Here is a 25,510-nt window from a genome sequence, read left to right on the forward strand (position 1 = left end):
GCCAACCACTAACCACTCAGTATGCATTCTCTTGCTTGAAGACGACCATTACGGTTTGGGCAAGGATCTTCATGTCCATCCAGAGCGTCCAATCTCGAATGTAGCGATGGTCGAATTCGATTCGGCGTTCCATCTTTTCAAGCGTTTCGGTCTCGCCACGCCAGCCATGAACCTGAGCCAGCCCTGTAATGCCCGGTTTTACTTTGTGGCGGAGCATGTAGCCATCGATTAGCATGCGGTATTGTTCATTGTGCGCGGTGGCATGGGGCCGCGGACCTACGAGAGACATACTGCCTCCAATGACGTTGAACAACTGTGGTAGTTCATCCAAGGAAGTTTTTCGCATGAACTGGCCCAATGGCGTAGTGCGCTGGTCGTCTTTGGTTGCCTGTTGGATCTCTTCTCCATCGTCGCAGACCCGCATAGAACGGAATTTCCAAACTCGGATTTCCTCTCCCATGAGTCCATATCGCTTCTGGCGGAAAAATACTGGTCCTGGCGAGGACCATTTTACCAGACCGGCAAGTATGGCAAACGGCACCGAGAGAATTGCCAGGAGCACAGTAGCGACCAACAAATCAAAGCCTCGTTTCAGCACACCATCAATTCCTGTGATAGGTGTCTCAAATACACTCACCACGGGTAGGCCATTTATCTGATTCCAACGAGCGTGCAACATTTGGAACACGAAAAAATCCGGAACAATATAAACTGAGGCGGTAGTGTCGCTAAGCTTGCTCAGGTAGTCGCGGATACGCTTTTCCGCCCGCATCGGAAAGGTGATAAATATCATGTCCACCTCGCCTCGACGAGCCATCTCGGCCAAGCGAGACAACGTGCCAGCACTGGGTAGGTCGCGCCCCATTGCTTCTTTGATACGGTTAGAAGGTCGGTCGTCAAAGAAACCGGCAAACTCCAATCCCAACTCTTGCGACTCTTGAACGTTGTCAGCTAATTGCAATCCCAGTGGATTGAGTCCGCAGATTGCGAAGCGACGTGTATTGAAGCCACGTTTGCGTAGGTTTTTAAGTATCATCCGAAACACGACTCGGCTACTGCCCATCGCAAGGGGTGTTACCAACAGCCAGAGTATTTTCGATTCGTAGCTGAAATGGGCATTGAGCTTGGTCAACAGGCCAACACCGAGGACCAACGGAGCCGTGTACATCCAGTTCAACATCACACAGTACAACTCAAGAGCAAGTCGTGAGCCTCGCCAACTTCGATACAAGCCACTTACTTCGGAAGCAATCAGATGGATCAGAAGTGTCGTCGCAGCGATGGCGGCCATGTCCTGAGTCGTGGCCAGATGTGTGTATTGAGCTGCCAAAGCAGCCCCGCATACGATTCCAAATGCATCAATCAATCGATAGGCAATGCTGACAAGCGACCGATGTGTCCGCACATTGTAGTTGCCGGAGGATACCACGTTGAGTATTCCTTGTGAAAGTTCTTGGATGAGACGGAGCAGCGCAATCAGGCCGCGGCGACGTTTCGCAAGTGTAGCTTTTAGATGGGTCCGGTAGCGGAGAATCTGGGAACAGTCTCCGGTGTTGTAAAAACGCAACATCTAGGGCTTATGTGTGGATGGAGGGAAACTTTCGGAACTTTTAGCCACTGACCTGCGTCGAACTATCTGGAGAAATAAGCTGTTGCACATACGGGTGGACCGCTTAGGCACTTCTGTCGTAGAACATGGTTGTCTCGGGAAGGCGTAACGGCTTCTTGACGCGACAATTCAGCACATTTGATGGTGGCACCGCGATGAAATTCTGGATTACTGTATTCTTCTCACTCTTCATCCTACTTCCCGGTCGAGTCGACGCTTCTATGCTGGAAAGTGCCAACAAGCTCTACGACGAGGGCAACTATCAAGAAGCCCTTGATGCTTATAAGGATCTGCTAGCAAGCCCCACGGGAGCCAATTCCAAGCAACTTGCGACAAGCGTGCAACGGACACTAGATTGCTATCGCCGTTTGAATCGGCAGAGTGAAGTCGATGCATTTTTGGATTCAGTCGCGACTGCTTATGTAGACGATTGGCAAGTGCTGGCCGCCGTTGCTGATGGCGTCAGCGCTCTGAGTCATTATGGTGTGATGACGGCGGGCGAATATGTTCGTGGCCCGCAGCGAGGGGGCCAGGGCCAAGTTGTCAATTCAATTGACCGCGATCGTGTCCGCTCTTTGCAACTCTACAGGCAAGCGTTTGAGATTCTCGCAAGACAGGGAGATGAACGTAGTGCTCCGGAGGCGTTCTCGTTTCTTCGCACGTTTGCAGAAGCACTTCTACAACCGGCTTCAAGTGGACAATCCTGGGGCTTGCAAGAACTAACCGACTTGTCCCAACTCCCCGACTACGAAGAGGGCTGGCAGCATCGGACTTTCAGTGCGAGCGGCGCTCCAGTTACGGCAGATGGCAGGCCGGTCTACTACGAGGTGCCTGATTCCTGGAAGACTGCTACAAGTGACGGCGAGCGGTGGCGATGGATATTGAAGCAAATAGTCGAGTGGCAGCCTGCGAATGAAAACTATGTGTTACTTACACGGGCCAAGTTCTTGCAATCACAATTTGGTGTTCAAACTCTTTCCGAATATGGTTGGTGGTTTGGGCGGTCCCAGCAAGCTGGAGATGAGAAAGAGGAAACCGGAACGTTTGCCCTTCATACGCTTGGCGAAAACGAAACGATCGCTCGGCTAGCGACTGGGATAGAGCGTTTCACACTTCCCGATGAGAACAACTATATCAAGCTCTTTGAGCAGGTGGCCGCAGAAAATGCTCGTGTCGAAAATGGTCCAGATCTCGATTCATGGACCCAAGCGGTCACTGCCTTGGCAAATCTATTTGAAAATCGCCGACAGTATCCGCGTGCGGCAGAGTTCTGGCAGCAAATCGCGGATCGCAATCTGCCCCGTCGCCAGGAGGCACGAGATCGACTCGCCCAAATCACCGGCAATTGGGGACGTTTCGAGCCTGTTTCATCGCAACCCGCCGGCATGGGGGCTACGGTCGACTTTCGTTTTCGCAACGGCAAACGAGTCGAATTCATCGCCCAACGCGTTGAAGTTCGCCAATTACTTGACGATGTGAAGGCTTATCTCAAGAAGAATCCTGACAAACTAGATTGGGAACAGTTGCAGATTGAAAACATTGGACACCGACTTGTCACTCAAGATCAGAAGAAGTATGTCGGTGCAGAAGTCGCCCGCTGGAGCCTGGACCTTTCTCCTCGCGAGAAGCACGTCGATCGTCGTATTACGGTGACCACGCCCTTGCAAGACCCTGGAGCTTACCTCCTCACCTCAAAAATGGCCGATGGCAACACGACCAGTATCGTGCTCTGGCTCAAGGACACCGCCATCGTCAAAAAACCTTTCGAAGGGAAATCGCTGTATTACGTGGCCGACGCTTCGACAGGAAAGCCGATTGCCAAGTGTAATCTCGAATTCTTTGGCTACTCTCAGCAGCATCTCGACGGGAATCGATTTCGGATCGAAACAAAGAGCTTCGCGGAAAAAACCAATTCCAGCGGCGTGGCAACGATTGATTCCAACGATGCGAATCGTCGCTTTCAGTGGCTAACCACTGCGACTACATCCCAAGGGCGTTTTGCTTATTTGGGGTTCAACAACATATGGAGCGGAGATTCTTACGATCAAGAATATCAGCAGGTAAAAGTCTTTTCGATCACCGATCGACCCGTGTACCGCCCCGATCAGGAAGTGCACTTCAAATTCTGGGTTGCCCAGGCCCAGTTTGATATGCCCAATGAGTCGCGGTTTGCAGCAAAGTCCTTCCAGATCGAGATTCGTGATCCTCGCAACGAACGCGTTTACAGCACACAAGTGATCTCAGATCTTTATGGCGGACTCTCCGGAACTTGGCAAATACCTGAGGGGGCCACGCTTGGACAATATCAGGTGAATGTCGTTAACCACGGTGGCGGCACATTTCGCGTCGAGGAATATAAGAAGCCCGAATATGAAGTTACCGTCGATGCACCTGACGAGTCTGTTATGTTGGGCGAAACAATTAAGGCTAAGATCACAGCGAAGTACTACTTCGGAAAGCCAGTCACCGACGCCAGAGTCCACTACAAAGTACTCCGCACGAGCCACACCGAACGGTGGTATCCGCCTTCGCCTTGGGATTGGCTCTACGGCGCAGGTTACGGCTGGTTTGGCGAGGACTACAGTTGGTACCCAGGCTGGCAACGTTGGGGTTGTCTCCCTCCGTCTCCATGGTGGTTCTGGCGTGCACCCACTCCGCCTGAAGTGGTCAGCGACCGTGAAGTGCCCATCGGTGTGGATGGAACGGTCGAGGTCGAAATCGATACCTCGCTGGCCCAGGAGTTGCATCCCAATGATGACCACAAGTATGAAATACAGGCCGAAGTGGTCGATCAATCTCGTCGCACGATCGTCGGCAACGGCAGTGTGTTGGTTGCACGGGAGCCTTTCCAAGTGACCCTTTGGACGGATCGAGGATTCTATCGTACTGGCGATACAATCACGGTGGGCACGGCAGCGCGCACCTTGGATGGCAAACCAGTCTCGGGAAACGGCACCGTTCGACTTCTGAAAATTCTCTACGAGGATGGCAAACCCGTTGAGACAGAAGTCGGGCGTTGGGAACTCGATCTTGGTGAAACTGGCCAAGCAGAGATGCCCATCAAAGCTTCCGCTGCAGGTCAGTATCGGCTCTCTTACGAACTTACCGATGCTCAGAACCATACCGGCGAGGGAGGTCGCATTTTCACGATCGCAGGCCCCGATTTCAACGGATCGGAGTTTCGATATAACGACCTTGAAATCGTCCCCGATCGCCGCAACTATCAGCCAGGTGATAAGGCGGCCCTGCAGATCAATACGAATCAGATCGGCTCGGCAGTACTTTTGTTTGTTCGCCCAGCCAATGGAGTCTATCAGCTGCCTCAACTGGTAAAGATTACTGGTAAGAGTACCGTGGTGGAGGTCGATGTGGTGGCCAAAGACACGCCCAATATTTACGTGGAAGCGGTGACGGTGCATGGTGGTCGAGTGCATACCTTCGTGAAGGAACTCTTTGTTCCACCGACTAAGCGTGTTCTCAATCTAGAGGTCGTACCGTCGTCACCGGTCTATCTGCCTGGCCAAGAAGCCAAGCTGTCGCTGAAGTTGACCGACGTTGAGGGACAACCTTTTGTCGGCTCATTGGCTCTGGCAGTCTATGACAAAGCTCTTGACTATATAGCAGGTGGCTCAAACGTAGCTGATATTCGCACCTTTTTTTGGAAGTGGCGTCGCAATCATAACTCGCAGGGAGAAACCAATCTGCGCGGCTACAGCACAGTTCTGGTAAAACCCGATCAACCAACGATGGGGAATCTAGGCATTTTCGGCGAGAGCATCGTAGATGAAATCCAAGAAGGTGGAACCGAGCAACTGTCAGTACGCAGCAAGAGTCGAACCCCGCTAATGTTGGGTGTTCAATTTGAGGCGATGTCGATGGCCGCAGCCCCAATGCCGGATAGTGGAGGGGAATACGGTGATCCAATTCTCAGCAAGTCTGCCGATGAATCAGCTGGTGAGGCCCCTGATTTGGTCGAACCCACTCTCCGCCAGAACTTTGCCGACACAGCGTTTTGGCAGGCCACGCTGGAAACGAACGCCGAAGGAATCGCCCAGGTTGAATTCCCAATGCCGGAGAATCTCACCGCCTGGAAGATTCACGCTTGGGGGATGGGTCATGGCACCCAGGTCGGTGAGGGCTCGGCGGAAGTCGTTACGAGAAAGAATCTGATTGTCCGCTTGCAGGCACCGAGGTTCTTCGTCGAAACCGACGAAGTCGTGCTCTCGGCCAACGTGCATAACTATCTCGCCACGGAAAAGCAGGTCCGCGTTTCCCTCGAGTTGGAAGGGGAGACCATCACCGGCCCAGAGGATTTGCAGCAGACCGTCACGATTCCTGCTGATGGCGAGCAGCGCGTTGATTGGCGCGTGAAAGTCGTCCGAGAGGGAGAAGCCACAATTCGCATGTCGGCCCGCACCGACGAAGAGTCCGACGCGATGCAGATGAGTTTCCCCGTGCTCGTCCATGGGATGCTCAAGACCGAGTCGTATACAGGAGTAATCCGACCACAGGATACATCGGGTGAGTTCAGCGTAACTGTCCCAAGTGAGCGACGTGCTGAGGAAACTCGGCTCGAGATCCGCTATACGCCGACCCTTGCCGGGGCAATGGTTGACGCCTTGCCGTATCTGCTCGACTACCCCTACGGCTGCACCGAGCAAACCCTCAATCGATTTCTGCCGGCAGTGGTCACACAGCAAACACTGCGGCAAATGAATCTCGACCTGGCGGGGATCCAAGCCAAACGCACGAATCTCAACTCACAGGAGATCGGTGACGATCTCCAACGAGCCGCCGGCTGGAAACGATTCGAACGCAATCCCGTGTTTGACGATGCCGAGTTAGCGAAGATCGTAAAAGCAGGTGTCAATCGACTCACCGAGATGCAGCTTGGCGACGGCGGTTGGGGCTGGTTCAGCGGGTTCGGCGAACAGAGCACGCCCCATACCACGGCCACCGTCGTGCACGGACTGCAGATTGCCGTCAAGAACGACGTAGCCATGGTACCCGGCGTATTGGATCGGGGCATTGCCTGGCTGCTAAACTACCAATCCGAACAAGTGCGACTGATCGAGAACTACGAAGTTCAACAAAAATTGCCAGCGGAACAGCGCGGCAAAGTGCGCTCGAAGCCGCACGCCGACAATCTCGATGCCCTGGTATTCATGGTGCTGGCTGAACATCCGGAGATTGCAGCTGAATCGAGCGAAGCGATGGCGAAGATGCGAGACTTCCTCTACCGCGACCGAACCAAATTAGCAGTCTACAGTCTGGCAACCTATGGAATTGCGTTGCAAACGCGAGGAGAAACGGAAAAGCTCGCTATGGTGATGCGCAATATTGGCCAATATCTGCGCGAGGACGACGAGAATCAAACGGCATGGCTGGAACTTCCTGGTGGAAGTTGGTGGTATTGGTACGGCAGCGAGTACGAAGCCCATGCCTACTATTTGAAGTTGCTCGTCGCGACCGACCCCGACAGCGAGATCGCTCCACGTTTGGTAAAGTATCTTCTGAATAACCGCAAGCACGCGACCTATTGGAACAGCACCCGCGATACCGCACTGGTGATCGAGGCTTTTGCTGACTACTTGCAAACTACCGGCGAAACGGAGCCCAACGTTACGCTCGAGGTCTGGATCGACGGACAGGAACGCAAGTCGGTCACGATCACCAAGGAAAATCTGTTTACCTTCGACAACAAGCTTGTGCTGTTGGGGGAAGAACTCGCCGCGGGACGGCATACCGTCGAACTCCGCAAACAGGGAGAGTCGCCGATTTATTACAGCGGTTATCTCACAAACTTTACCCTCGAAGATGATATCAAGGCAGCAGGGTTGGAGCTTAAGGTAGATCGCCAGTATTACAAGCTCACTCCAGTGGAAAAGAAAACCACCGTGGCAGGTGGCCATGGTCAAGTCGTCCAGCAAGCGGTTGAAAAATACGAACGTACCCCGTTGGTAAACTTCGCTGAGGTCGCAAGCGGCGACTTGGTGGAAGTAGAACTCACCGTCGAAAGTAAGAACGACTACGAATACATCCTGCTCGAAGACATGAAAGCTGCCGGGCTGGAACCTGTTGAGGTCCGCAGTGGCTACAACGGCAACGAACTGGGGGCCTATGTCGAGCTTCGCGACGAACGCGTCAATTTGTTCCTCAGCCGACTGGCCCGCGGGCGTCACAGCGTCACTTATCGTCTCCGGGCAGAAATCCCTGGCCAGTTCAGTGCGCTCCCCACGAAGGCGTCGGCTATGTACGCACCTGAGCTAAAGGCGAATTCAGATGAGATGAAAATACGGGTAGCGGATTGAGTCGCCTGCCATTTTACAAATTCTTGATTATTGGCTACCTCACGACCAATCGCTCCATAACATATCGAGTACTGGCCTCATGAGTTTGCGATCTTTACTGGAAAGCGTACCTAATTTCCGATGGAGAAGAGTTTTCTCTAGAGTACCAATTTTGTGAAGTCGAACTGTAGATGGTGCCAACAATCCTGCGGCCTGCCACTCCTTCAAGGCCACATCAAACTGAGATGAATGGGGCTGGGTCGTTACTCTCGCTAACAGCACATCACTATCATGGGAAGCAGCGAGAATCATCGCAGGACGTAACTTGCCAATAACTCCCGTGGAGTCAGGGAATCGCACCAAAACGAAGTCACCCGCTTGATAGTTCATCGTATATGTCGTCGCCTGGGCCGTATCCTTTCAAAAACTGTTCGGTTACTAGCCGCTGCCATTGGGCATCCTCTTCGTCATTTTCAGTAGAAATAACGACCCGCAACGCATCTTCGGGGTGCAATTGCGCAGCAACATCCGGGGGAACCACAAGCGACCCATCGGATTGAAATTGAGTGTCAAATTGCCAAGTAGGCATAGGAACCTCCAAGATAAGTTACTTATACAGTATACCATCGAACCTGTGAGTAGGTGAAGTGTGATGGCGGTTCTAGCCTGCGCAGTCGTTTGAAGCCAGATGGGCAGTCTGATTTCGTCCACTCTCACCCATGTGACCGCTCCAGCCCAAAATTCAGTGGTAGTTGGGGGTCGTTCTCCCGCTCGGGATCCAGTTCCTCGAATAGCAAACTTGGTTGGATATCGTGATTGTGCTGGTACTTGGAGCAGTACTCTTCCACGGAGCCGGTTAGCTCGTGATAGATGATTTGGCAAATCTCCGTTCCTGCATAGATTCGCACGGGTTGGACGGCGAACATTTCGAGTGTCCAAAAGCCTTCGAAGCCGACGTCGCCAAAACCGGCTGTTACATGCACGAAGAGTCCCAGCCGACCGACCGACGAACGACCTTCGATCTGTGGCACCAGGTTGTGGGTGTGGGTCCTTTCCACAGTACGTCCCAAGTAGAGTTGGTTAGGGCTGAGAACGATCCCTTCCTTGGGGATCTCGATCCGGCGGACCCTATTGGCTTTGGCCATATCGAGGACCACTTCTTCGTAGACCATCAATTCGTCGTGCAAAGTTAGGTTGTAGCTATTGGGGTTGATCCTCCTTGGATCGAAGGGATCGATGTCGATGTCCTCGCCCATGCGGCTGAGGATTTCTTGTCCGGATAGAATCATGGGGAATAGTCAGTTATCAGTGGTTAGTAGTCAGCGGTCAGTTGTAGCCGCGATGCAATGCATCGCTGGGCTACTTGCCTACCCCAACCTTGGGGCATGACTTCTGAAGTGAACAATTATCACAATCGGGCTTGCGAGCCGAGCAAACTTGTCGACCGTGGAGGATCATACGGTGCGAGAATCCAATCCATTCGTCTTGTGGGACGAGTTGCATCAGATCCTGCTCAACTTTAGCGGCATCTTTTTGTTTCGTGAGCCCCATTCGCAAGCTAAGACGACCGACATGGGTGTCGACCACCACTCCTGTCGGGATGCCATAGGCGGTTCCTAGCACCACATTCGCTGTCTTACGACCGACCCCGGCTAGTTCAACCAAGGAATCCAAGTCTTGCGGCACTTGCCCCTTGTATTTACCTACAAGTTCCGTGCTACACGCTTTGATGTTCTTGGCCTTATTGCGGAAGAAACCTGTGCTCTTGACGGCCGTCTCAAGATCTCCAATGGGGGCAGCCGCGAAGTCGGCGGGTTTCTTGTATTTGCGAAACAGGTCTTTGCAGACGAGATTCACCCGTTCGTCCGTACACTGGGCGGAAAGAATCGTGGCAACGAGCAGTTGAAACGGTGTCTTGTGGACCAGGGCACAATCGGCATCCGGAAAATCTTTCTTCAATTGTCGAATGATTTTCGCCGCGTGGCTTTTCAGCTCGGCAGATGGGGCAGGCTTTTTCGAGCCACTGGTCGGCCGAGTAGGCTTGGAAACACGTTTAGGTGGCATAGCTGTCGGCACAGTTGGGGTTCGGCGCTATGGTTGCAAAAGGGCAATAAAACCGGCTATTCCGGGCCTCGTCCAAGCAAAAGTTGTCCATGAAGAAACAAGCTTTCAGCAATTTCCAGTCGTGCGGGTCATTTTCCGCCCCGTGAGAGCAGTGTCAAGTGATAGGTTAGGATTAGGTGAACCTGCATGTCGGTTTTCTGCTCGGAGAAAACAGTCCCGGTTGGCTTCTGAGAGCGAGATCGCCTATAATCCTCGTAGTATCATCCCTCCCGCAACGAATCCCGCCTACCGAGGATCTTATGGCCAGTGACAACGAGAATTACGACCCGTTGTATTTGGCCGGGATCGAGCATTTCAATGTCTGCGATTTTTTCGAGGCCCACGAGACGTGGGAAGAACTGTGGACTGAATACCGCGGTCCGGGTCGCAAATTTTACCAGGGGTTGATCCAAGTCGCGGTTGCACTGCATCATTTCGGCAATGGCAACATTCGCGGGGCACGGAAGGTTTACCTTACTAGCCTCAATTATTTGGCCGACTATCCGTCGCTTTATATGGGGCTCGACCTTGACACGTTCCGCGACCAATATAAAGAGTGCTTTGCGGACGTCTTGGCCAGTGAAGAAGAATATCCACAAATAGAAATCGTACCCGACTTAATCCCTGAGATACATTTGCAGCCCGCCGAGGCTGATGCCTGACATTAATAATCGGGAGAGCTATCCCGCGATTAACATTAGAGTGAAAGTAGAATTATGGTTCCTTGGAACGCAGAAGATTTGATATTCGACGAGACCCGCTTCAAAGGGACGGCTCGCTTGTTTCCGCTGCCCGATCTGATCATGTTCCCCCATGTGATGCAGCCGTTGCATATTTTTGAGCCCCGCTATCGTGACCTGCTCAATGATGCCCTGGATAGTGACGGGCTGATTGCCATGTGTATGTTCGCACCGGGATGGGAAAAGAACTACGAGGGAAATCCTCCGCTCTTGCCGCACGCCTGTTTAGGCCGGGTGGTCACACACCAACGGACCGACAATGGTGAGTACAACATTTTGCTGTTGGGCATGCGGCGAATTCGTATTGAGCGCGAACTGCCAGCAACTCGCACCTTTCGGCAAGCGGAAGTCACTTTGCTCGACGACTTCTGTAAGACGAGCAACGATGGGAAACGGTCCGATTTGCAGGCAGAACTTACCAAGCAATTCCAGGACTTTCTTCCGCAAGGCAAGTCCATGGATAGCGCGTTACAAGAGATATTGGCTTCGGAGATCCCTTTGGGCGTGCTTACGGATTTGGTCAGCTTCGCCTTGCCGATGGAGTTCAAGAAAAAGCGAGACTTGCTTGGCGAGTGTGACATCGACAAGCGTGCTACCATGTTGCTCTCTGCAATCGGCGCAGCCGGTCCCGATGGGTCTTCACGTCACCATCGGAGATTCTTCAATACGCTCCCACCCTTTAGCGCCAACTAACGATTTTTGAGGTTGTGGCGCTCGGTTGACGATGCCCTGGGCGAGAGCATACTATCGACCCTTTGGGCGTTGTCTATTTCGACAGTGCCGGTATTTTCCTTAGGTAAGGTCTGCCATGAGTTCCTCTGCATCGAACTGTACTAGTGAAGACGAAAAACCCTGCGAGGCTACCCCGGTAGACTTGCCTCGCATTGAACGGGCGGTTCGTGAAATCCTTACAGCGGTCGGGGAGGACCCTGACCGAGAAGGCTTGCGGGAAACTCCCGCGCGGGTTGCTCGGATGTACGCCGAACTTTTTAGCGGATTGCATACCGATCCCAAAATTCATCTACAGAAGTTTTTCACCGAGAAGTACGACGAGATGGTGCTGGTGAAAGACATTGCCTTCAACAGCATGTGCGAACACCACATGCTCCCTTTCATAGGCAAGGCCCACATAGGTTACGTGCCGAATGGAAAAGTCGTCGGACTGAGCAAACTGGCCCGCGTGGTGGAAGAAGTCTCTCACCGTCCGCAGGTGCAGGAGCGCATGACTGAGCAGATCGCCGATCTTCTGATTCAAGAACTGGAAGTCAAAGGGGTGGCGGTTGTGATCGAGGCATCGCACTCTTGCATGTCGATCCGTGGAATTCGCAAGCCAGAGAGCATGTGTGTGACCTCGGCAATGAAGGGCTTGTTCCGTACGAATCTTTCCAGTCGCTCCGAAGTGATGACCCTCATCTACGGTGATCGACGGTAATCTTCCCAGCCGGAGGCACACCTGCCTCCGGGGCCATCCCGGAGGCAAGTGTGCCTCCGGCTATGAAAGTTTCTGCAAACTTACGATGAATCTGCTCATTCAATTCCTGTTGCGACTTTGCTTTGGTCTGGCCGCAGGAATGGCGATCACCTCATCGCGGCAGGTCACTAGCGGGTATTTCCGTAATCATCTCTATGTGACGCTGGGCTTATCGACACTCGCATCGTTAGTAAGTTACACAGTCGCTCCGGAGGTGTTTTGGTATGCAGTGGCGGCCGCAGTGGCGAGCTACGTCGGCTCGGTATGTTGGCTTTATGAAACGCGATTCCTGGGGAAGATGATTCTCATAGTTGTCGCTTTGTGTTGCTTGAACGGTGGACTCAGACAACAGCTTAGACAGTACTCTATTAAATGGCATTCATCTCCAATTATGCTAAATTACTTATCACAGTCTGTACTTGAGAAGCGATTAGCTAAAGACACATTTGGATTGTCACAGGAGATGGACAGAGAGCTTAGAAGCTTTAAAAGCATTTCAGATTATTTGACCATGTCTTCCGTATCTAGCTCTGGCCTCTTGCTCGGAATGACTATGGCCGCGATGTTATTAGGCCACTGGTATCTCAACACGCCCACGATGGAGTTGGCCCCGTTGCGGCGTCTCATCCTGGCTATGGGAGCGGCCGTTGCATTTCAGATACTCGTCTCCGCCCTTGGCCTGTGGGGCGAACTGGAGTACGCAAACGAACTTTCCACGCAGTGGTGGCTCTTTCTCTTACTAAGGTGGTCGTTTGGGCTGGTTGGTGTTGCAGTACTCACCTGGATGGCGTGGGAAACGCTCAAGATTCCCAATACGCAAAGTGCGACCGGAATCCTTTACGTTGCCGTAATCGGCACGTTTGTCGGCGAAACCATGTCTCTGCTACTGTCTGCCGAGTCGCTCTTTCCGCTATAATGATTAGTGAATGCAGCCGCTTGCGGCTTAGCGATCATCATAAGCGAGAGAGAATTCCTTTGAACATTACCTACGCCTGCCCCGCCTGTGACGCCCCAGTGCGGTCCAACTTCGATTCCACCACTCGGGAACTCGTTTGTCCGCATTGCCACCAGCAACTAGCCGTGTCAGCGGACGCGGTCGAAGGAAATCGTGTTCGGCGCTGCTTGGTATGTCCCAGCACCGATCTATTCGTTCGCAAGGATTTCCCTCAGCGTCTCGGGGTGCTGATCGTAGCCGTTGGGATCGTGGGTAGCTCAATCGCCTGGTACTATGCCAACTTGCCTTGGACGTTTGGCATTCTGTTTGCCACGGCCTTGATCGACGTGCTGCTCTACTCGTTTGTCGGCGATGCATTAATGTGCTACCGCTGCCAAGCCCAGTATCGTGGTGTGGCCGAGATGGACTCTCATGGAAACTTCGATTTGGAAACGCATGAGCGTTATCGGCAACTCCAAGCCCGGCTCGAAGAAACCCAGCAGCGTGCGGCACCCCGTACTTGACGGTTTCAACCCTTCTAGTTTGCCAATTAGTTGTCCCGTTTTCACAGGTATCAATCATCATGGAAGTCGAAAGGCAGCGGATCCAAGAGGATCTGCGGGGACAAATCGCCGGCGATGTCCATTGCGACGACCTCTATGTTCAGCTTTACAGCAGCGATGCCAGCATTTACGAGATTCCGCCACTCGGCGTCGTGCGGCCAAGGACCTTGGACGATGTCGTGGCGACGGTGCGTTATGCAGCCGCCAACGATATTCCCCTGCATGCTCGAGGGAGTGGATCGGGACTCACCGGGGGTGCCTTGGGCCGAGGATTGATTGTCGACTTTTCCCGCTACTTCCGCAAAGTTCTCAATGTGAGCGAGAACTCCGTGCGTGTCGAAGCGGGTGTTGTGCTCGATGAACTCAACCGCCATCTTTCAAGTAGAGGAAGATACTTTGGACCTGACCCCGCCACCAAGCAAGTAACAACTATCGGTAGCATGGTTGCCCTGGATGCCTCAGGAAGCCATTGGCCAGTTGTAGGCTCTACACGTCGGCACGTCGAGTCATTACAGGTTGTCATGGCAGACGGCGAAGTGCGGGAACTCGCTCTACATGATGTGCCTTTGAAAGAAGAGTCGACAGAAGTTGAGAAGCTAGCGGGTAGTCTCTCAAAGATCCTAGAGGATCACGATGAGTTGATTCGTAAATATCATCCGAAAAGCTGCGTTAATTGTAGTGGCTATCAACTCGATGACTTACGGGTTCCCTGGTTTGGCGGTTCACAGGTGAACCTGGCACACTTGCTCGTGGGAAGTGAAGGAACGCTTGGCCTGGTTACAGAAGTCACGCTCAAGACTCTGCCTCTACCCAACCATTCAGGGAGCTTGCTGCTTTATTTTGATTCGTTGGATAAGGCGGCACATGCGTCGTTGGAACTAGCTTCGCTGGGCCCGAGTGCTTGTGACCTGATGGACCGTCGCCATTTGAGTATTGCTCGGGAGAGCGACCCTCGCTACGAGTTCTTGATCCCCGTCGAAGCTGAGGCGGTGCTACTGGTCGAGTTTCAAGGTGATACGGCGGACGAGGTCTACGCGCGATTGGCAAAGACCGTTGCCCAAGTCAAAGACAAGTTGCGTCTGGCCGCGGGGGCTTACATAGCTGCCGATTCCATCGATCACGAACTCTTGTGGCAATTAGCCCGGCACTATACACCCACTTTGTACCGTTTAAGAGGATTGACACGACCGTTGCCGTTCGTGGAGGACGTGGCAATCCCTCCCGAGAGTTTGCCAGAATTCCTTCCAAGAGTCCAACAGATCTTCAGGCAAAAACAGACTACGACATCACTGTTTGGCCATGTCGGTCATGGGCAGTTACATTTTCGCCCCTTCCTGGATTTGGCAAATTCTGAAGACATAGAAAGAATGGAACTTTTGGCCAACCGGCTCTACGAAGAAGTCTGGCGTGTGGGTGGTACGATCAGTGGTGAGCATGGAGACGGACTGAGTCGGACTCCTTTCGTGGCACGGCAATTTGGGCCGTTGATGTCAGCTTTCCAGGAAGTGAAACAACTTTTCGACCCACACAATCTCTTGAACCCAGGTAAAATCTTGCCGCAAGAGTCGAGCAATCTAAGTAGCAAGCTACGGCATGTGCGCTACCCGCTACTAGATTCTGCTTTCTCCTCCACAACAACGAAGCCCGTGAGAGAAGCTGCCCAGTCCCCGCGGGTCGAATTGCAATTGGCATGGCAGCCTGAAGAAATGGCTCACGCCGCCAGAACTTGTAATGGCTGTGCAGCATGCCGAACCACATCCGAGGAAACTCGCATGTGTCCAATCTTTCGCTATGCTCCTCGCGAAGAAGCGTCTCCGCGCGCGAAAGCGAATCTAATTAGAGGCGTGCTGACTGGTAGTCTGCCTGCAGAAACTCTACTGGAAGATGATTGCAAGGAAATCGCTGATCTTTGTGTGCATTGCCACATGTGTCGTCTCGAGTGTCCAGCCAATGTGGACATTCCCAAACTCATGGTCGAGGCAAAAGCCTCTTACATTGCAACCAATGGTGAGTCATTGCACACTTGGTTTATGAGTCGAGTGGACAAGCTATGCGCTATTGGTTCGCGATATGATCGGGTTGCCAACTGGGCGGTTGGAAATCATATTGCCCGCTGGTTGATTGAGAAGAGCTTGGGGATATCGCGGAGTCGAAAACTCCCCCGCTTTCGCCATCATCCTTTTCTCCAGTCGACCACTCATCAGAATATTCAATTGCCGGAGAAACGTGGCTCGGAAAAAGTACTCTATTTTGTTGACACCTATGCCAACTACTGTGATACACAATTGGCTGAGGCTTTCGTTGCTGTGCTTGAGTACAATGGTGTTCCTGTCTACGTTCCTCCCCGTCAGCAAGAATCTGCCATGCCCTCCATTGCTCGAGGCAGAGTTTCTCAGGCACGGAAGATCGCAGAAGAAAATGTGGCACTGCTGGCTGAAGCGATTCGTCAGGGCTACACCATCGTGGCAACCGAACCGTCAGCGGTTCTCGCTCTAACTCATGAGTACTTGCAACTCTTGCCAGACGATCAGGATGCAGAAATGGTTTCGCAGAACACGAAAGAAGCGTGTCATTATCTCTGGCGACTTCATCAGCAAGGGAAATTGCTCCTGAATTTTGATGCGCTCGATATCTCACTTGGATATCACATTCCCTGCCACGTCAAAGCCCTGGAAATTGGTTCTCCCACGCAGAGTTTGCTCAGTCTGATCCCAGGACTCAAGATCGAGCGGATCGAGAAGGGATGTAGCGGCATCGCAGGGATGTACGGTTTTCAGCGCGACAACTACCGCAATAGCCTGCGGGCAGGTTTGCCATTGATTACGACTATGCGGACGGGAGATTTTGCCGCCGGTACTACGGAGTGCAGCACTTGCAAAATCCAGATGGAACAAAGCACCTCGAAGCCGACGATCCATCCCGTCAAGATTTTGGCGATTGCCTATGGATTGATGCCCGAACTTCGTCAGCTCCTCGATAGCCCTGGCCGTGACCTGGTGGTAACATGATAGTAAGGGTTAAAATGTTTGCGGCGGCGCGCGATGCCGTTGGAGCTGCCGAGATAAGTGTGGAACTGCTAGAACTGTCTCGGGTAAGCGACTTGCGAAGCGCCCTTAGAGCCGATTATCCGCAGTTGGCACCGTTGCTTGCTCAGGCGTTGTTTGCCATTAATACCCAATATGCCGACGAGGCTACACCAATACCCTTAACGGGCGAGATCGCCTGTATTCCGCCGGTGAGTGGAGGGTAAGTGCGATACGATCATGATTCAATTAACGAACGATCCAATCGACACGCAAACTCTCTTGGGAAAGGCTCAGAGTCCTGCCTCGGGTGCGGTATTGTTGTTTCTCGGAGTGACACGGCAACACACGGCAGGTCGCGAAACCACCGAGTTGCATTACGACACCTACCATGAGATGGCCGAGCAACAATTGGCTACTTTAGAGGCAGAGGCCCGCCGGCGATGGGGACTTGATGAATGTCTGATAGTCCATCGCTTAGGGAGAGTACCTTTGGGAGAAGCAAGCGTTGCCATCGTCGTCGCTAGTCCCCATCGCCGCGAGGCATTTGCCTCAGGAGAATGGTTGATCGACACTTTAAAAGAAGTTGTCCCAATTTGGAAGCAAGAACACTGGGCCGACGGGTCAAGCGAGTGGGTTCATCCATAACAAGTACAGTCCACTTCCGCATCGAACGAATGAAAAATTCCTTGCCAGCCATGGATTCCGTAATGTCGAGCGTCGGTCAACCATTGACTGACACGCTGGGCCGGGTGCATACCTCACTGCGGGTGAGTGTGACTGATCGCTGCAACATTCGCTGCTTTTATTGCATGCCTCTTGAGAACGTGAACTTTCGTCCTCGCGACGAGTTGCTCACCTTTGAGGAGATAGAACGTTTCGTACGCATTGGGGTTACCCTCGGCATTCGCAAGATCCGACTCACTGGAGGGGAACCTTTGGTGCGGAGTGAATTGCCGCAACTAGTCGAAAGACTGGCTTCCATAGATGGCATTGAAGACCTTGCCCTCACCACCAACGGCATCCTGCTCACCGAACAAGCCGCCGATTTACAAGCGGCAGGTCTTCAACGGTTGAACGTAAGTCTTGATTCCTTGAGCGAAGAGACGTTCCAGAAGATTTCACGCCGGAGTGGCTTACAACGAGTCTTGGATGGGATCTTCGCAGCACGCGTAGCTGGCTTCACCGATATTCGACTCAACGCGATCGCCATTCGTGGGCTCACAGAAACAGAGATTGTTCCCTTGGCGGGATTTGCGCGTACCCATGATTTCGAGTTGCGATTCATCGAATTCATGCCTCTGGACGCGGAAAACCACTGGGAGAGTGAGCAAGTGCTCACGAGCCAGGAAATTCGTCAGACACTTGAGGCAAACTTCTGTCCGCTGGTGCCGAGCTCGCGACACGATCCGAGCCAGCCAGCCGTCGATTTTCACTTTTCCGATGGCTGCGGCCGGATTGGGTTTATTAATCCAATCAGCCAACCTTTTTGCTCGAGTTGCAATCGCCTGCGAATCACTGCAGAAGGGCAAGTGCGAAACTGCTTGTTTTCCACAAAAGAATGGGACGTGCGGACACTGCTGCGTGAGGGTGGCTCCGACGATCAGGTTCGAGAACTCGTGCGCGACTGCGTGCTCCACAAGAAGCCCGCTCACGGAGTGGGCGGGGCGGAGTTTGTGAAACCTGAGCGGGCCATGTATCAGATCGGGGGTTAGGCATGAATCCCTCGACAACCGTCGAACCTGCACATTCTCGGATCTATCTGGACAATGCCGCTACAAGTTGGCCCAAACCCGCGTGCGTTTACGAAGCGATTGACAGATATCAACGGGAAATTGGATCTCCTTACGGGCGCAGCGGCTATCGGTCGGCCGAAGAGTCCCAACGTTTGGTCGAGAGTGCGCGTCGCAGTCTCGCTCAACTAGTTGGGATCAACGATCCCAACCATGTGGTTTTCACGGCCAACGGAACAGACTCGCTCAACACGGCATTACTCGGTATCCTCCGACCGGGAGACCATGTCGTCACCACCGTTTGCGAACACAATTCAGTTCTTCGACCACTCAGGCATCTGGCCGATCAAGCCGAGGTCGAAGTCAGTTATGTGCCTTGCGATAGCGTGGGGTTTGTTTCGCCAGAAGACATTCGGATGGCATTGCGCCCAAATACACGATTGGTCGCTGTGAATCATGCATCCAATGTGACCGGAACAATCCAGCCAATTGCCGAGATTGGCAAGGTAGCAGGCTCCTGCGGCGCTTATTATCTCGTTGATGCAGCACAAACACTGGGGCACGTGCCCATCAGCATGGGCGAGTGCCAAGCCGACATGCTTGCTGCCCCGGGGCACAAAGGGCTGCTAGGACCATTTGGAACGGGTGTGCTATGCCTGGGTGATCGGGTTCTTGGCGAGCTTGAGCCGCTTCGAAGGGGTGGCACTGGGAGTGCCAGTAAGAATGAGCACCAACCCACGGAGTTACCTCAAAAATTCGAGGCAGGCAACCTCAACGTCCTTGGTTTGGCAGGCCTCACATCTGCTTTGGACTATTTACAAGAACATGGCATCAAAGCGATCCAGAATCACCATCAGTTGCTCACTGCCAGACTGCTAGCCGGCCTGGAAACTCTCCCTGGGACAACCGTTCTCGGACCGCGTGCCGACCAACCTCGGACGAGTGTGGTCAGCATCAATTGCGTCGGATATGATCCACAGGAGTTGGCTGCCTTGCTGGAAATGGCAGCGGGTGTGGAGTGTCGCGCCGGACTGCATTGTGCCCCGCGAATGCATCAAGCTTTGGGAACACTTGATAGTGGCGGTACCTTGCGACTGAGCCTTGGTTGGGCGACAACCAATCAAGAGATCGATCGAGCGGTTGCTGCTCTAGAGAACGTACTCACGATTCCAGTGGGATAAACCTAGTATGTGGAAGCAAAAGGAAATGGCCAAGTCGACCAAGAGAAAGAAAGACGCGAATCAAGAACCCTGGTACAAGGAGGGCCTGCGTTTCAAATGCACGGGCTGTGGAGATTGCTGTACCGGCGCGCCCGGTTATGTTTGGGTAAACCAACGGGAAATTGACGGACTGGCCGCGCTCTTGGAGATGAAGGTCGACAAATTCGAATCAAAGTATGTCCGACGAATCGGCATCCGGCGAAGCCTTGTCGAGTTCTCCAACGGCGACTGCGTCTTCTTCGACAATGAGACTCGCAAGTGCAACGTTTACACTGAGCGTCCCCGACAGTGTCGCACCTGGCCCTTTTGGAACTCCAATCTAAAATCCCCAGAAACTTGGGCCGAGACGTGCGAAGCATGTCCAGGCAGCGGCAAGGGGAAGCTCTACCAGCTTGAGCAAATTCAAGAGCAGGCTGCCGTGTTTAATGTTTAAGCTGGGCTATTTGAATTTAGGATGCTGTCTCGAGTGAATCTCAGCATCCAACCCAAATTCCGAGTCGTCGCGCTCTGCTGCGCTGGGGCTCCGCATCGCGGCTAACGAGATTGTTTTAGTAGCGCTTGGGCGCCGTCGATTACTTTGGGCCAATCGAAAGCGGGGCCGGGGTCTGTTTTATTGCGTTGGACGTGATAGTGTCCGAGGACCCCGTGGAAATCTCTCCATTCTTGGTCCGTCAGCACATGCGGGATGAGGTCTCCCTCGGCATCGCGCGGATACGTACATTCGATTTTTGGAAACACACGAGAAAGTGTGGCTGTGAGCTTGATCAGCGAATCGTATTGTTCGGGGGTGAAATCATATTGGTAGAGTTCCTGCCCTTGGATCGTTCCATTGATGAGTTCCTGTCGAGCGGGTTTGCCATAGAAGGGCTTGGTGCGGACGCCTATATGGCCGATCGTGCGTGGCGGTCGTAAATGCACGACGCCGTCGTCGTCGGTGACATACCACTTGTCAAGGACCGACTTCTTGTCGGCGGGATAGGCACCGATGCTGGCAATTTCTACGCCGATTGAGCGAGAATTAGAAATCGTAGCATGCCAAGCTCGTTCCTTGAGATCAAGGGTTTGATAGATCGTACCGTCGATGTCGAGCATGAAATGTACGCTTAAGCCCCGGCTATCGTGCAGGACTTGAAAGCAGCGCTCGCTAGTTCCGCAGACATCGTAGTGCATGACAAATTGATCGACGACATCCTGGAGCAGAGGCAAGGTCCATCCCCCACCACGAACTTGTTCGAGCTGCTCGGGTGTCAACTTGTCCTGACGTATTCCATACCGATTGGGGGTATCAAGTTTTGCTTCTTCACGGGAAAAATCCCATTCGGCCTTCTCAAGAGGGGCAAAACGCCGCTCAACTCGATAGGCGTCATACCCACCGGGATCCATCCAAAGAACGACGGGAGCCGTCGTATGGAAGAACTGCCCACAGACGACAATTTCGTCACCAGTTCGGGCATTGGGTTCGCCAACTCCCACTGCATTAGCCGACTCGATGCTGAGTGTTAAGAGATAACTAACGAAACTAGCAACAATCATCGAAGTTTTCACGGCAATGAACTCTCTTTGGGATTCACAATCTGAAGGGAAGCAATCGACCAACTGGAGGGACAGCTTAGATGAGTCGGCGGATTGCAACCCTTATTGTAGCCAATCCCTTTCACCTCGCGACCATTCTATGCGCAAGAGATTCTCGAAATGACGAAACTGTCTCGATTCAAAATCAATTTCTGATGTCCGAATTCAAGCCGGCGATTGACAGTTAGCAATTTTTTTCTCGAAGATCGCATAGCAATTTGAGTTCGCTTCGTTGCTGCGAGAAAGACCAAGAGCAACCTACTGACGTGGTGAGGTGCCGATCGCACCTGCTTCGACACGTCCGTGGTTTATCATGGGATACAAGAGATGCACTAAGCAGGCCACCTGTCAAAATATAGGGGATAGTTCAAGTTTGCCGGCTGAAACACCGATCATGGGGATGGGATTACTCCTCGTTTGCCAGGTAAATTACGCCCTCTCGGCTAACTGAACAGCTGAAGTTGAATGGGTGGTTTATTGGCGAGCGAATGACTGTTCTTTGACAATTTATCGCCTAAATCAGGTCGTTTCCGGCCCGGCTCCTAGCGTATGAGTCGTGCCGTAAGTTCCATACCGATCTGACGAAACCTTGACACTAAGTCTTGCGCCAATTACACTTGGGACAAGCGGAAGTGTTTTGCTTCTGGAACTTAGCTCATCTGATGAAGCACCCTTGGGAAGCCCATCCGGGCAATTCGCGGAGGACCTCGTCGTGACCAAAAAAGAGATCGTGAGGACAATTTCTGAGGAAATTGGCCTGACCCAATTGAAGACGAAGGAAATCGTACAGAAGACCTTCGACGCGATTGTGGAGACCCTTGTCGAGGACCGGCGGATTGAATTGCGGAATTTCGGAGTGTTTGAGGTCAAGCGGCGTGCTGCTCGCAAGGCCCGAAATCCACGTACGGGGGAGAAGGTTTTCGTCCCCGAGAAGTTTGTCGTGACATTCAAGCCGGGCAAAGAGATGGAAGAGCGTGTTCACGAACTCGAGCGGCAGGCCAACGCCGCCGCCGAAGCAGCCCACCGGGCAGCCAGTGGTTCCCCACCACCACCTATCGAAACAACAAATCACGAAACTCTTTCCCCGCCAACGACTTACGTTCCAAAGGCTGGGACATAGTCGCTTTCGTAGCGGTGCCTTCCAGCCACCGACTCAAGATCTCGGTGGCTAGAAGCCGCCGCTACAAAATCTGCTCTCGGCGCCGGAAGCTTGGATTGCTATCCTTCGCGCGACTTTTCTACCAGACAGGCGTTTATTAGGCGATTCAGAGGAATTTCTGTGTCGGATGATGGAGCGTTTGTCACAAACTTTTCACTTTTTTTGCGGGACTGGCGGCTATCCAAGAAGGGTTCTTCTTGGAAAACTGCCAACTAATTGGAAGCTCTTGTCCAGCTGTATGCGCGGCTGGATTGGCTTCAATGCTCAAGGAGGAGCTACGCCCATGCGTAAATGGCTCTTAATTTTGGTGACTGTATGTACGTTGGCCGGGTCAACCGGCTGTCTGCTGCCGGGGTACTCGGCAGATCCGACACGGCGATCGCAACAGTTGATTTACACATCCGAGAACCTGCGCGCTATGCTCGATGAGTGGGAGCGAATCTGGTTTCTCGACCAACCTTCTCACCTGACGCCCCATAGCGTTCACGGCGGGATTATTTAAGCTCGTTGACACTTCATAAGTCGCTACAATCAAGGGCTGCGCTACCGGTACGCGCACGAGCTGAGGCAAAGGCTGAGTAGATTTGGTAGAATGGGCCGTCCGAGTTCACTGAGAAATACAGGACTCGGGTTGGACTTGTTCAGTCGTCATGTTCCCATTTGCCTCGCTCGAAAAGTTACCATGCCAGAAGTCTCGGCAGCCAAATTGCCTCCCGCATCTCCACTCCAAGTCGAATTGCCAGTGAACTTAGGTCGCTTGCAATTTTCCAACCCAATTCTGGTAGCATCTGGCACGTTTGGTTACGCCCGTGAAATGGAAGCTCTAGTCGATCTCTCGCGGCTGGGGGGGATCGTCCCCAAGACGATCACCAAGCTCCCTCGCAAAGGTAACGCTCCCTGGCGAACGATAGAAACACCCTCGGGGATGCTTAATTCGATAGGGTTGGACAACGACGGGATCGAGTTGTTCATCAAGCATCACCTGCCCTATCTGGCTAATCTGGGCACGGCAATCATCGTAAGTATCGCCGGGCGGACCCATGATGAGTTTGTCGAGATGGCAGCACAGCTCTCCACTGAAGCGGGAATCGCAGCAGTTGAATTAAATATTTCGTGTCCGAATGTCAGTGGCGGTGTCGATTTTGGCACTGATGCGGGTATGTGCGAGCGACTCGTTGCTGATTGCCGTGAGAACTCGTCGCATCCGATTATTGCGAAGCTCACTCCGAACGTGACCAGTGTTGCCGACATGGCCCGTGCAGCTGCTGCTGGCGGGGCAGATGCGATTTCCCTGATCAATACTTGCCAAGGGATGGCAATCGACTGGCGGCGTCGTCGGCCAATGTTGGGGAATGTCGTAGGAGGACTTAGCGGTCCTGCAATCAAGCCAATTGCCTTACGGGCTGTCTATCAGGCAGCGCAAGCAACGAAGACTCCAATCATTGGCATTGGGGGCATTGCAACGATCGACGACGTGATGGAGTTTCTCGTAGCTGGTGCCACAGCGGTTCAACTTGGTACGGTAAACTTCTATAATCCCAAGGTCTCGATGGAAGTGCTTGAGGCACTGCCAGGTGCTCTTGGAGAATTAGGGGCGAAGAGCGTTCAGGAAGTCGTAGGGACGATGGGAGAACCATGACCAACCACCAACCACTAACCACTAACCACATGCGTGTACTTAGCGGAATCCAACCAACTGGCCGGCCTCATTGGGGTAATTATTTTGGCGCGATCGTGCAGTACATTGCGCTGCAGGATGCCGAGCAGGCCTACTATTTTATTGCGAATTTGCATGCTCTCACCACGGTGCGCGACAAACAGCTACTCTCGCAATACTCTCTCGATGCCGCGATGGATCTGCTGGCTCTGGGCCTCGATCCCCAGAAGGCAGTACTCTTTGTGCAATCGGATGTCCCTGAGGTGAGCGAACTGTGTTGGATTTTGCTCACAGGGACGCCGATGGGGCTCCTCGAGCGTTGTCACGCTTACAAGGACAAGAAGGCCAAGGGTCTCGCCGCCGACGCAGGTCTGTTCGCCTATCCTGTTCTGCAAGCAGCCGACATTCTTGCCTACGACAGCGATACGGTCCCGGTCGGCGAAGATCAGGTGCAGCACATCGAAGTCTGTCGTGATATTGCTGGTAGTTTTAACCATCAGTATGGCGAAGTCTTCGTGCTGCCGAAGGCGAAGGTGCTCGATAGCTCTGCCCGTGTGCCGGGGACGGATGGCGAGAAGATGTCGAAGAGCTACAACAATACCTTGGCAGTTTTTGAAGCTGCCAACATACAGAAAAAGCAGATCATGCGGATCGCCACCGATTCGCGGCCGATGGACGATCCCAAGGACCCGCAGAGCGATGTTTTGTATTTGCTCTATTCGCTGGTCGCCCCCGAAAGCGATCGCGAAGAGATGGCAGATCTGTATCGGCGCGGTGGGTTTGGCTATGGAGATGTGAAGAAAAAATTGGCAGAAGCGGCGGAAGCCTTTTTTGCAGAAGCCCGATCGCGACGCGAAGACTGGCAGAGCCGCCCTGACGACGTGAGAGATATTTTGGCTTCTGGAGCTGCAAAAGCACGACAAAAGGCAGGGGAAGTTCTCTCGCGGTCCCAAGAGGCAAGTGGGCTCAAGGGTTATTGATCGTGGCGCTGCAAATCATTGGCATTGGTACTGACATCATCGAGTGTTTGCGAATTGCGCAAATGATCGACCGCCACGGTGAGTTGTTCATCAGTCGCGTATACACGCCGCACGAAATCGCGTACTGTTCCACCAAGAAAGCTGCCACGCAACATTATGCTGGTCGTTGGGCTGCTAAAGAGGCGGTACTTAAGGCACTCGGTACGGGTTGGAGAAAGGGAATCAGTTGGCGCGATATTGAAGTTCGCAATCAGCCCAGTGGAGCTCCCACCATTGCACTCTGTGGTGGAGCCCGCGAAGTACTCGAGAAATCGGGTATCGCAAAAATGCACATCAGTATTTCGCATTGCCGTAGCCATGCGACAGCCTACGCCATCGCCGAAGGGGAAGTTCCAAACGACTTTTGAAGAGGCTGAAAACCTATTCAAGAGTCTGATATTTGCGGAACCTACGTAG

The 25,510-nt window shown here is 53.0% G+C and carries 23 protein-coding genes; 17 read left to right on the forward strand and 6 right to left on the reverse strand.

Going from position 1 to position 25,510, the window contains the following annotated elements; genetic code table 11:
• Positions 1 to 16: 16 nt before the first annotated feature.
• A complete protein-coding gene (locus tag Pr1d_RS09190; RefSeq protein WP_148073255.1) occupies positions 17 to 1,570 on the reverse strand; it encodes an undecaprenyl-phosphate glucose phosphotransferase in 1,554 nt (517 codons plus the stop codon).
• Between the two features lie 155 nt (positions 1,571 to 1,725).
• Here Pr1d_RS09190 and Pr1d_RS09195 point away from each other — a divergent pair, with 155 nt between their 5' ends.
• Positions 1,726 to 7,920: an alpha-2-macroglobulin family protein gene (locus tag Pr1d_RS09195; protein ID WP_168205137.1), complete on the forward strand. Its 6,195-nt coding sequence runs from the start codon at positions 1,726 to 1,728 to the stop codon at positions 7,918 to 7,920.
• Between the two features lie 39 nt (positions 7,921 to 7,959).
• Here the strand turns inward: Pr1d_RS09195 and Pr1d_RS09200 are convergent, their stop codons facing one another.
• The 4 genes from Pr1d_RS09200 to nth form a co-directional block, all read right to left on the reverse strand.
• Positions 7,960 to 8,289 (reverse strand): type II toxin-antitoxin system PemK/MazF family toxin, encoded by a 330-nt coding sequence (locus tag Pr1d_RS09200; RefSeq protein ID WP_148073257.1) that lies wholly within the window; start codon positions 8,287 to 8,289, stop codon positions 7,960 to 7,962.
• Positions 8,270 to 8,488, reverse strand: a complete 219-nt coding sequence (locus tag Pr1d_RS09205; RefSeq protein WP_148073258.1) for a hypothetical protein — start codon at positions 8,486 to 8,488, stop codon at positions 8,270 to 8,272. Before Pr1d_RS09205 ends, Pr1d_RS09200 begins: the two co-directional genes overlap by 20 nt.
• A gap of 124 nt (positions 8,489 to 8,612) precedes the next feature.
• Complete coding sequence (dcd, locus tag Pr1d_RS09210) at positions 8,613 to 9,188, reverse strand: dCTP deaminase (protein ID WP_148073259.1); 576 nt, start codon at positions 9,186 to 9,188, stop codon at positions 8,613 to 8,615.
• A gap of 70 nt (positions 9,189 to 9,258) precedes the next feature.
• On the reverse strand, positions 9,259 to 9,963 hold the full coding sequence (gene nth, locus Pr1d_RS09215) for an endonuclease III (protein ID WP_148073260.1): 705 nt from the start codon (positions 9,961 to 9,963) through the stop codon (positions 9,259 to 9,261).
• Positions 9,964 to 10,262: 299 nt separating this feature from the next.
• Between nth and Pr1d_RS09220 the strand changes: the two genes are divergently transcribed.
• The 11 genes from Pr1d_RS09220 to Pr1d_RS09270 all read left to right on the forward strand — a co-directional run bounded on the left by Pr1d_RS09220 (position 10,263) and on the right by Pr1d_RS09270 (position 20,119).
• Positions 10,263 to 10,664, forward strand: coding sequence for a DUF309 domain-containing protein (locus Pr1d_RS09220; protein ID WP_148073261.1), 402 nt, complete (start codon positions 10,263 to 10,265; stop codon positions 10,662 to 10,664).
• A gap of 54 nt (positions 10,665 to 10,718) precedes the next feature.
• Positions 10,719 to 11,435, forward strand: a complete 717-nt coding sequence (locus Pr1d_RS09225; protein WP_148073262.1) for an LON peptidase substrate-binding domain-containing protein — start codon at positions 10,719 to 10,721, stop codon at positions 11,433 to 11,435.
• Positions 11,436 to 11,550: 115 nt separating this feature from the next.
• Positions 11,551 to 12,174, forward strand: coding sequence for a GTP cyclohydrolase I FolE (gene folE / locus Pr1d_RS09230; RefSeq protein WP_148073263.1), 624 nt, complete (start codon positions 11,551 to 11,553; stop codon positions 12,172 to 12,174).
• Positions 12,175 to 12,259: 85 nt separating this feature from the next.
• Positions 12,260 to 13,129, forward strand: a complete 870-nt coding sequence (locus Pr1d_RS09235) for a hypothetical protein (protein WP_148073264.1) — start codon at positions 12,260 to 12,262, stop codon at positions 13,127 to 13,129.
• 59 nt (positions 13,130 to 13,188) lie between these two features.
• Positions 13,189 to 13,671 (forward strand): hypothetical protein, encoded by a 483-nt coding sequence (locus tag Pr1d_RS09240; RefSeq protein ID WP_148073265.1) that lies wholly within the window; start codon positions 13,189 to 13,191, stop codon positions 13,669 to 13,671.
• A 59-nt stretch (positions 13,672 to 13,730) separates the two neighbouring features.
• Entirely contained in the window at positions 13,731 to 16,718 is a 2,988-nt protein-coding gene (locus Pr1d_RS09245) for an anaerobic glycerol-3-phosphate dehydrogenase subunit C (protein ID WP_148073266.1), read from the forward strand.
• 14 nt (positions 16,719 to 16,732) lie between these two features.
• Positions 16,733 to 16,960, forward strand: a complete 228-nt coding sequence (locus tag Pr1d_RS09250) for a MoaD/ThiS family protein (RefSeq protein ID WP_168205138.1) — start codon at positions 16,733 to 16,735, stop codon at positions 16,958 to 16,960.
• Positions 16,961 to 16,973: 13 nt separating this feature from the next.
• Complete coding sequence (locus Pr1d_RS09255; RefSeq protein WP_148073268.1) at positions 16,974 to 17,381, forward strand: molybdenum cofactor biosynthesis protein MoaE; 408 nt, start codon at positions 16,974 to 16,976, stop codon at positions 17,379 to 17,381.
• A 29-nt stretch (positions 17,382 to 17,410) separates the two neighbouring features.
• Positions 17,411 to 18,448, forward strand: coding sequence for a GTP 3',8-cyclase MoaA (moaA, locus tag Pr1d_RS09260; protein ID WP_238476665.1), 1,038 nt, complete (start codon positions 17,411 to 17,413; stop codon positions 18,446 to 18,448).
• Positions 18,449 to 18,450: 2 nt separating this feature from the next.
• Positions 18,451 to 19,647, forward strand: coding sequence for an aminotransferase class V-fold PLP-dependent enzyme (locus Pr1d_RS09265; RefSeq protein ID WP_148073269.1), 1,197 nt, complete (start codon positions 18,451 to 18,453; stop codon positions 19,645 to 19,647).
• Between the two features lie 7 nt (positions 19,648 to 19,654).
• Positions 19,655 to 20,119, forward strand: coding sequence for a YkgJ family cysteine cluster protein (locus tag Pr1d_RS09270; RefSeq protein ID WP_238476666.1), 465 nt, complete (start codon positions 19,655 to 19,657; stop codon positions 20,117 to 20,119).
• Positions 20,120 to 20,220: 101 nt separating this feature from the next.
• Here the strand turns inward: Pr1d_RS09270 and Pr1d_RS09275 are convergent, their stop codons facing one another.
• The gene (locus Pr1d_RS09275) at positions 20,221 to 21,231 is read right to left on the reverse strand and encodes an N-acetylmuramoyl-L-alanine amidase (protein WP_210417934.1); all 1,011 of its coding nucleotides are present in this window, start codon (positions 21,229 to 21,231) and stop codon (positions 20,221 to 20,223) included.
• A 739-nt stretch (positions 21,232 to 21,970) separates the two neighbouring features.
• On the opposite strand from Pr1d_RS09275, the gene Pr1d_RS09280 reads away from it, so the two are divergent.
• The 5 genes from Pr1d_RS09280 to acpS all read left to right on the forward strand — a co-directional run bounded on the left by Pr1d_RS09280 (position 21,971) and on the right by acpS (position 25,461).
• Entirely contained in the window at positions 21,971 to 22,378 is a 408-nt protein-coding gene (locus Pr1d_RS09280; RefSeq protein ID WP_148073270.1) for an HU family DNA-binding protein, read from the forward strand.
• A gap of 322 nt (positions 22,379 to 22,700) precedes the next feature.
• Positions 22,701 to 22,919 (forward strand): hypothetical protein, encoded by a 219-nt coding sequence (locus Pr1d_RS09285; protein ID WP_210417935.1) that lies wholly within the window; start codon positions 22,701 to 22,703, stop codon positions 22,917 to 22,919.
• Positions 22,920 to 23,099: 180 nt separating this feature from the next.
• A complete protein-coding gene (locus Pr1d_RS09290; protein WP_148073271.1) occupies positions 23,100 to 24,056 on the forward strand; it encodes a dihydroorotate dehydrogenase in 957 nt (318 codons plus the stop codon).
• A 29-nt stretch (positions 24,057 to 24,085) separates the two neighbouring features.
• A complete protein-coding gene (gene trpS, locus Pr1d_RS09295) occupies positions 24,086 to 25,054 on the forward strand; it encodes a tryptophan--tRNA ligase (protein WP_148076326.1) in 969 nt (322 codons plus the stop codon).
• Positions 25,055 to 25,056: 2 nt separating this feature from the next.
• Complete coding sequence (acpS, locus tag Pr1d_RS09300) at positions 25,057 to 25,461, forward strand: holo-ACP synthase (protein ID WP_238476667.1); 405 nt, start codon at positions 25,057 to 25,059, stop codon at positions 25,459 to 25,461.
• Positions 25,462 to 25,510 lie beyond the last annotated feature (49 nt).

The organism is Bythopirellula goksoeyrii, assembly GCF_008065115.1.
Taxonomy (GTDB): Bacteria; Planctomycetota; Planctomycetia; order Pirellulales; family Lacipirellulaceae; genus Bythopirellula; species Bythopirellula goksoeyrii.

Bases quoted from the DNA above. Each gene is read 5' to 3' on its own strand.
- Pr1d_RS09190 (WP_148073255.1), bottom strand. From the start codon at position 1,570: ATGTTGCGTTTTTACAACACCGGAGACTGTTCCCAGATTCTCCGCTAC.
- Pr1d_RS09200 (WP_148073257.1), bottom strand. From the start codon at position 8,289: ATGAACTATCAAGCGGGTGACTTCGTTTTGGTGCGATTCCCTGACTCC.
- Pr1d_RS09205 (WP_148073258.1), bottom strand. From the start codon at position 8,488: ATGCCTACTTGGCAATTTGACACTCAATTTCAATCCGATGGGTCGCTT.
- dcd (WP_148073259.1), bottom strand. From the start codon at position 9,188: ATGATTCTATCCGGACAAGAAATCCTCAGCCGCATGGGCGAGGACATC.
- nth (WP_148073260.1), bottom strand. From the start codon at position 9,963: ATGCCACCTAAACGTGTTTCCAAGCCTACTCGGCCGACCAGTGGCTCG.
- Pr1d_RS09220 (WP_148073261.1), top strand. From the start codon at position 10,263: ATGGCCAGTGACAACGAGAATTACGACCCGTTGTATTTGGCCGGGATC.
- Pr1d_RS09225 (WP_148073262.1), top strand. From the start codon at position 10,719: ATGGTTCCTTGGAACGCAGAAGATTTGATATTCGACGAGACCCGCTTC.
- folE (WP_148073263.1), top strand. From the start codon at position 11,551: ATGAGTTCCTCTGCATCGAACTGTACTAGTGAAGACGAAAAACCCTGC.
- Pr1d_RS09235 (WP_148073264.1), top strand. From the start codon at position 12,260: ATGAATCTGCTCATTCAATTCCTGTTGCGACTTTGCTTTGGTCTGGCC.
- Pr1d_RS09245 (WP_148073266.1), top strand. From the start codon at position 13,731: ATGGAAGTCGAAAGGCAGCGGATCCAAGAGGATCTGCGGGGACAAATC.
- Pr1d_RS09250 (WP_168205138.1), top strand. From the start codon at position 16,733: ATGTTTGCGGCGGCGCGCGATGCCGTTGGAGCTGCCGAGATAAGTGTG.
- Pr1d_RS09255 (WP_148073268.1), top strand. From the start codon at position 16,974: ATGATTCAATTAACGAACGATCCAATCGACACGCAAACTCTCTTGGGA.
- moaA (WP_238476665.1), top strand. From the start codon at position 17,411: ATGAAAAATTCCTTGCCAGCCATGGATTCCGTAATGTCGAGCGTCGGT.
- Pr1d_RS09265 (WP_148073269.1), top strand. From the start codon at position 18,451: ATGAATCCCTCGACAACCGTCGAACCTGCACATTCTCGGATCTATCTG.
- Pr1d_RS09270 (WP_238476666.1), top strand. From the start codon at position 19,655: ATGTGGAAGCAAAAGGAAATGGCCAAGTCGACCAAGAGAAAGAAAGAC.
- Pr1d_RS09285 (WP_210417935.1), top strand. From the start codon at position 22,701: ATGCGTAAATGGCTCTTAATTTTGGTGACTGTATGTACGTTGGCCGGG.
- Pr1d_RS09290 (WP_148073271.1), top strand. From the start codon at position 23,100: ATGCCAGAAGTCTCGGCAGCCAAATTGCCTCCCGCATCTCCACTCCAA.
- trpS (WP_148076326.1), top strand. From the start codon at position 24,086: ATGCGTGTACTTAGCGGAATCCAACCAACTGGCCGGCCTCATTGGGGT.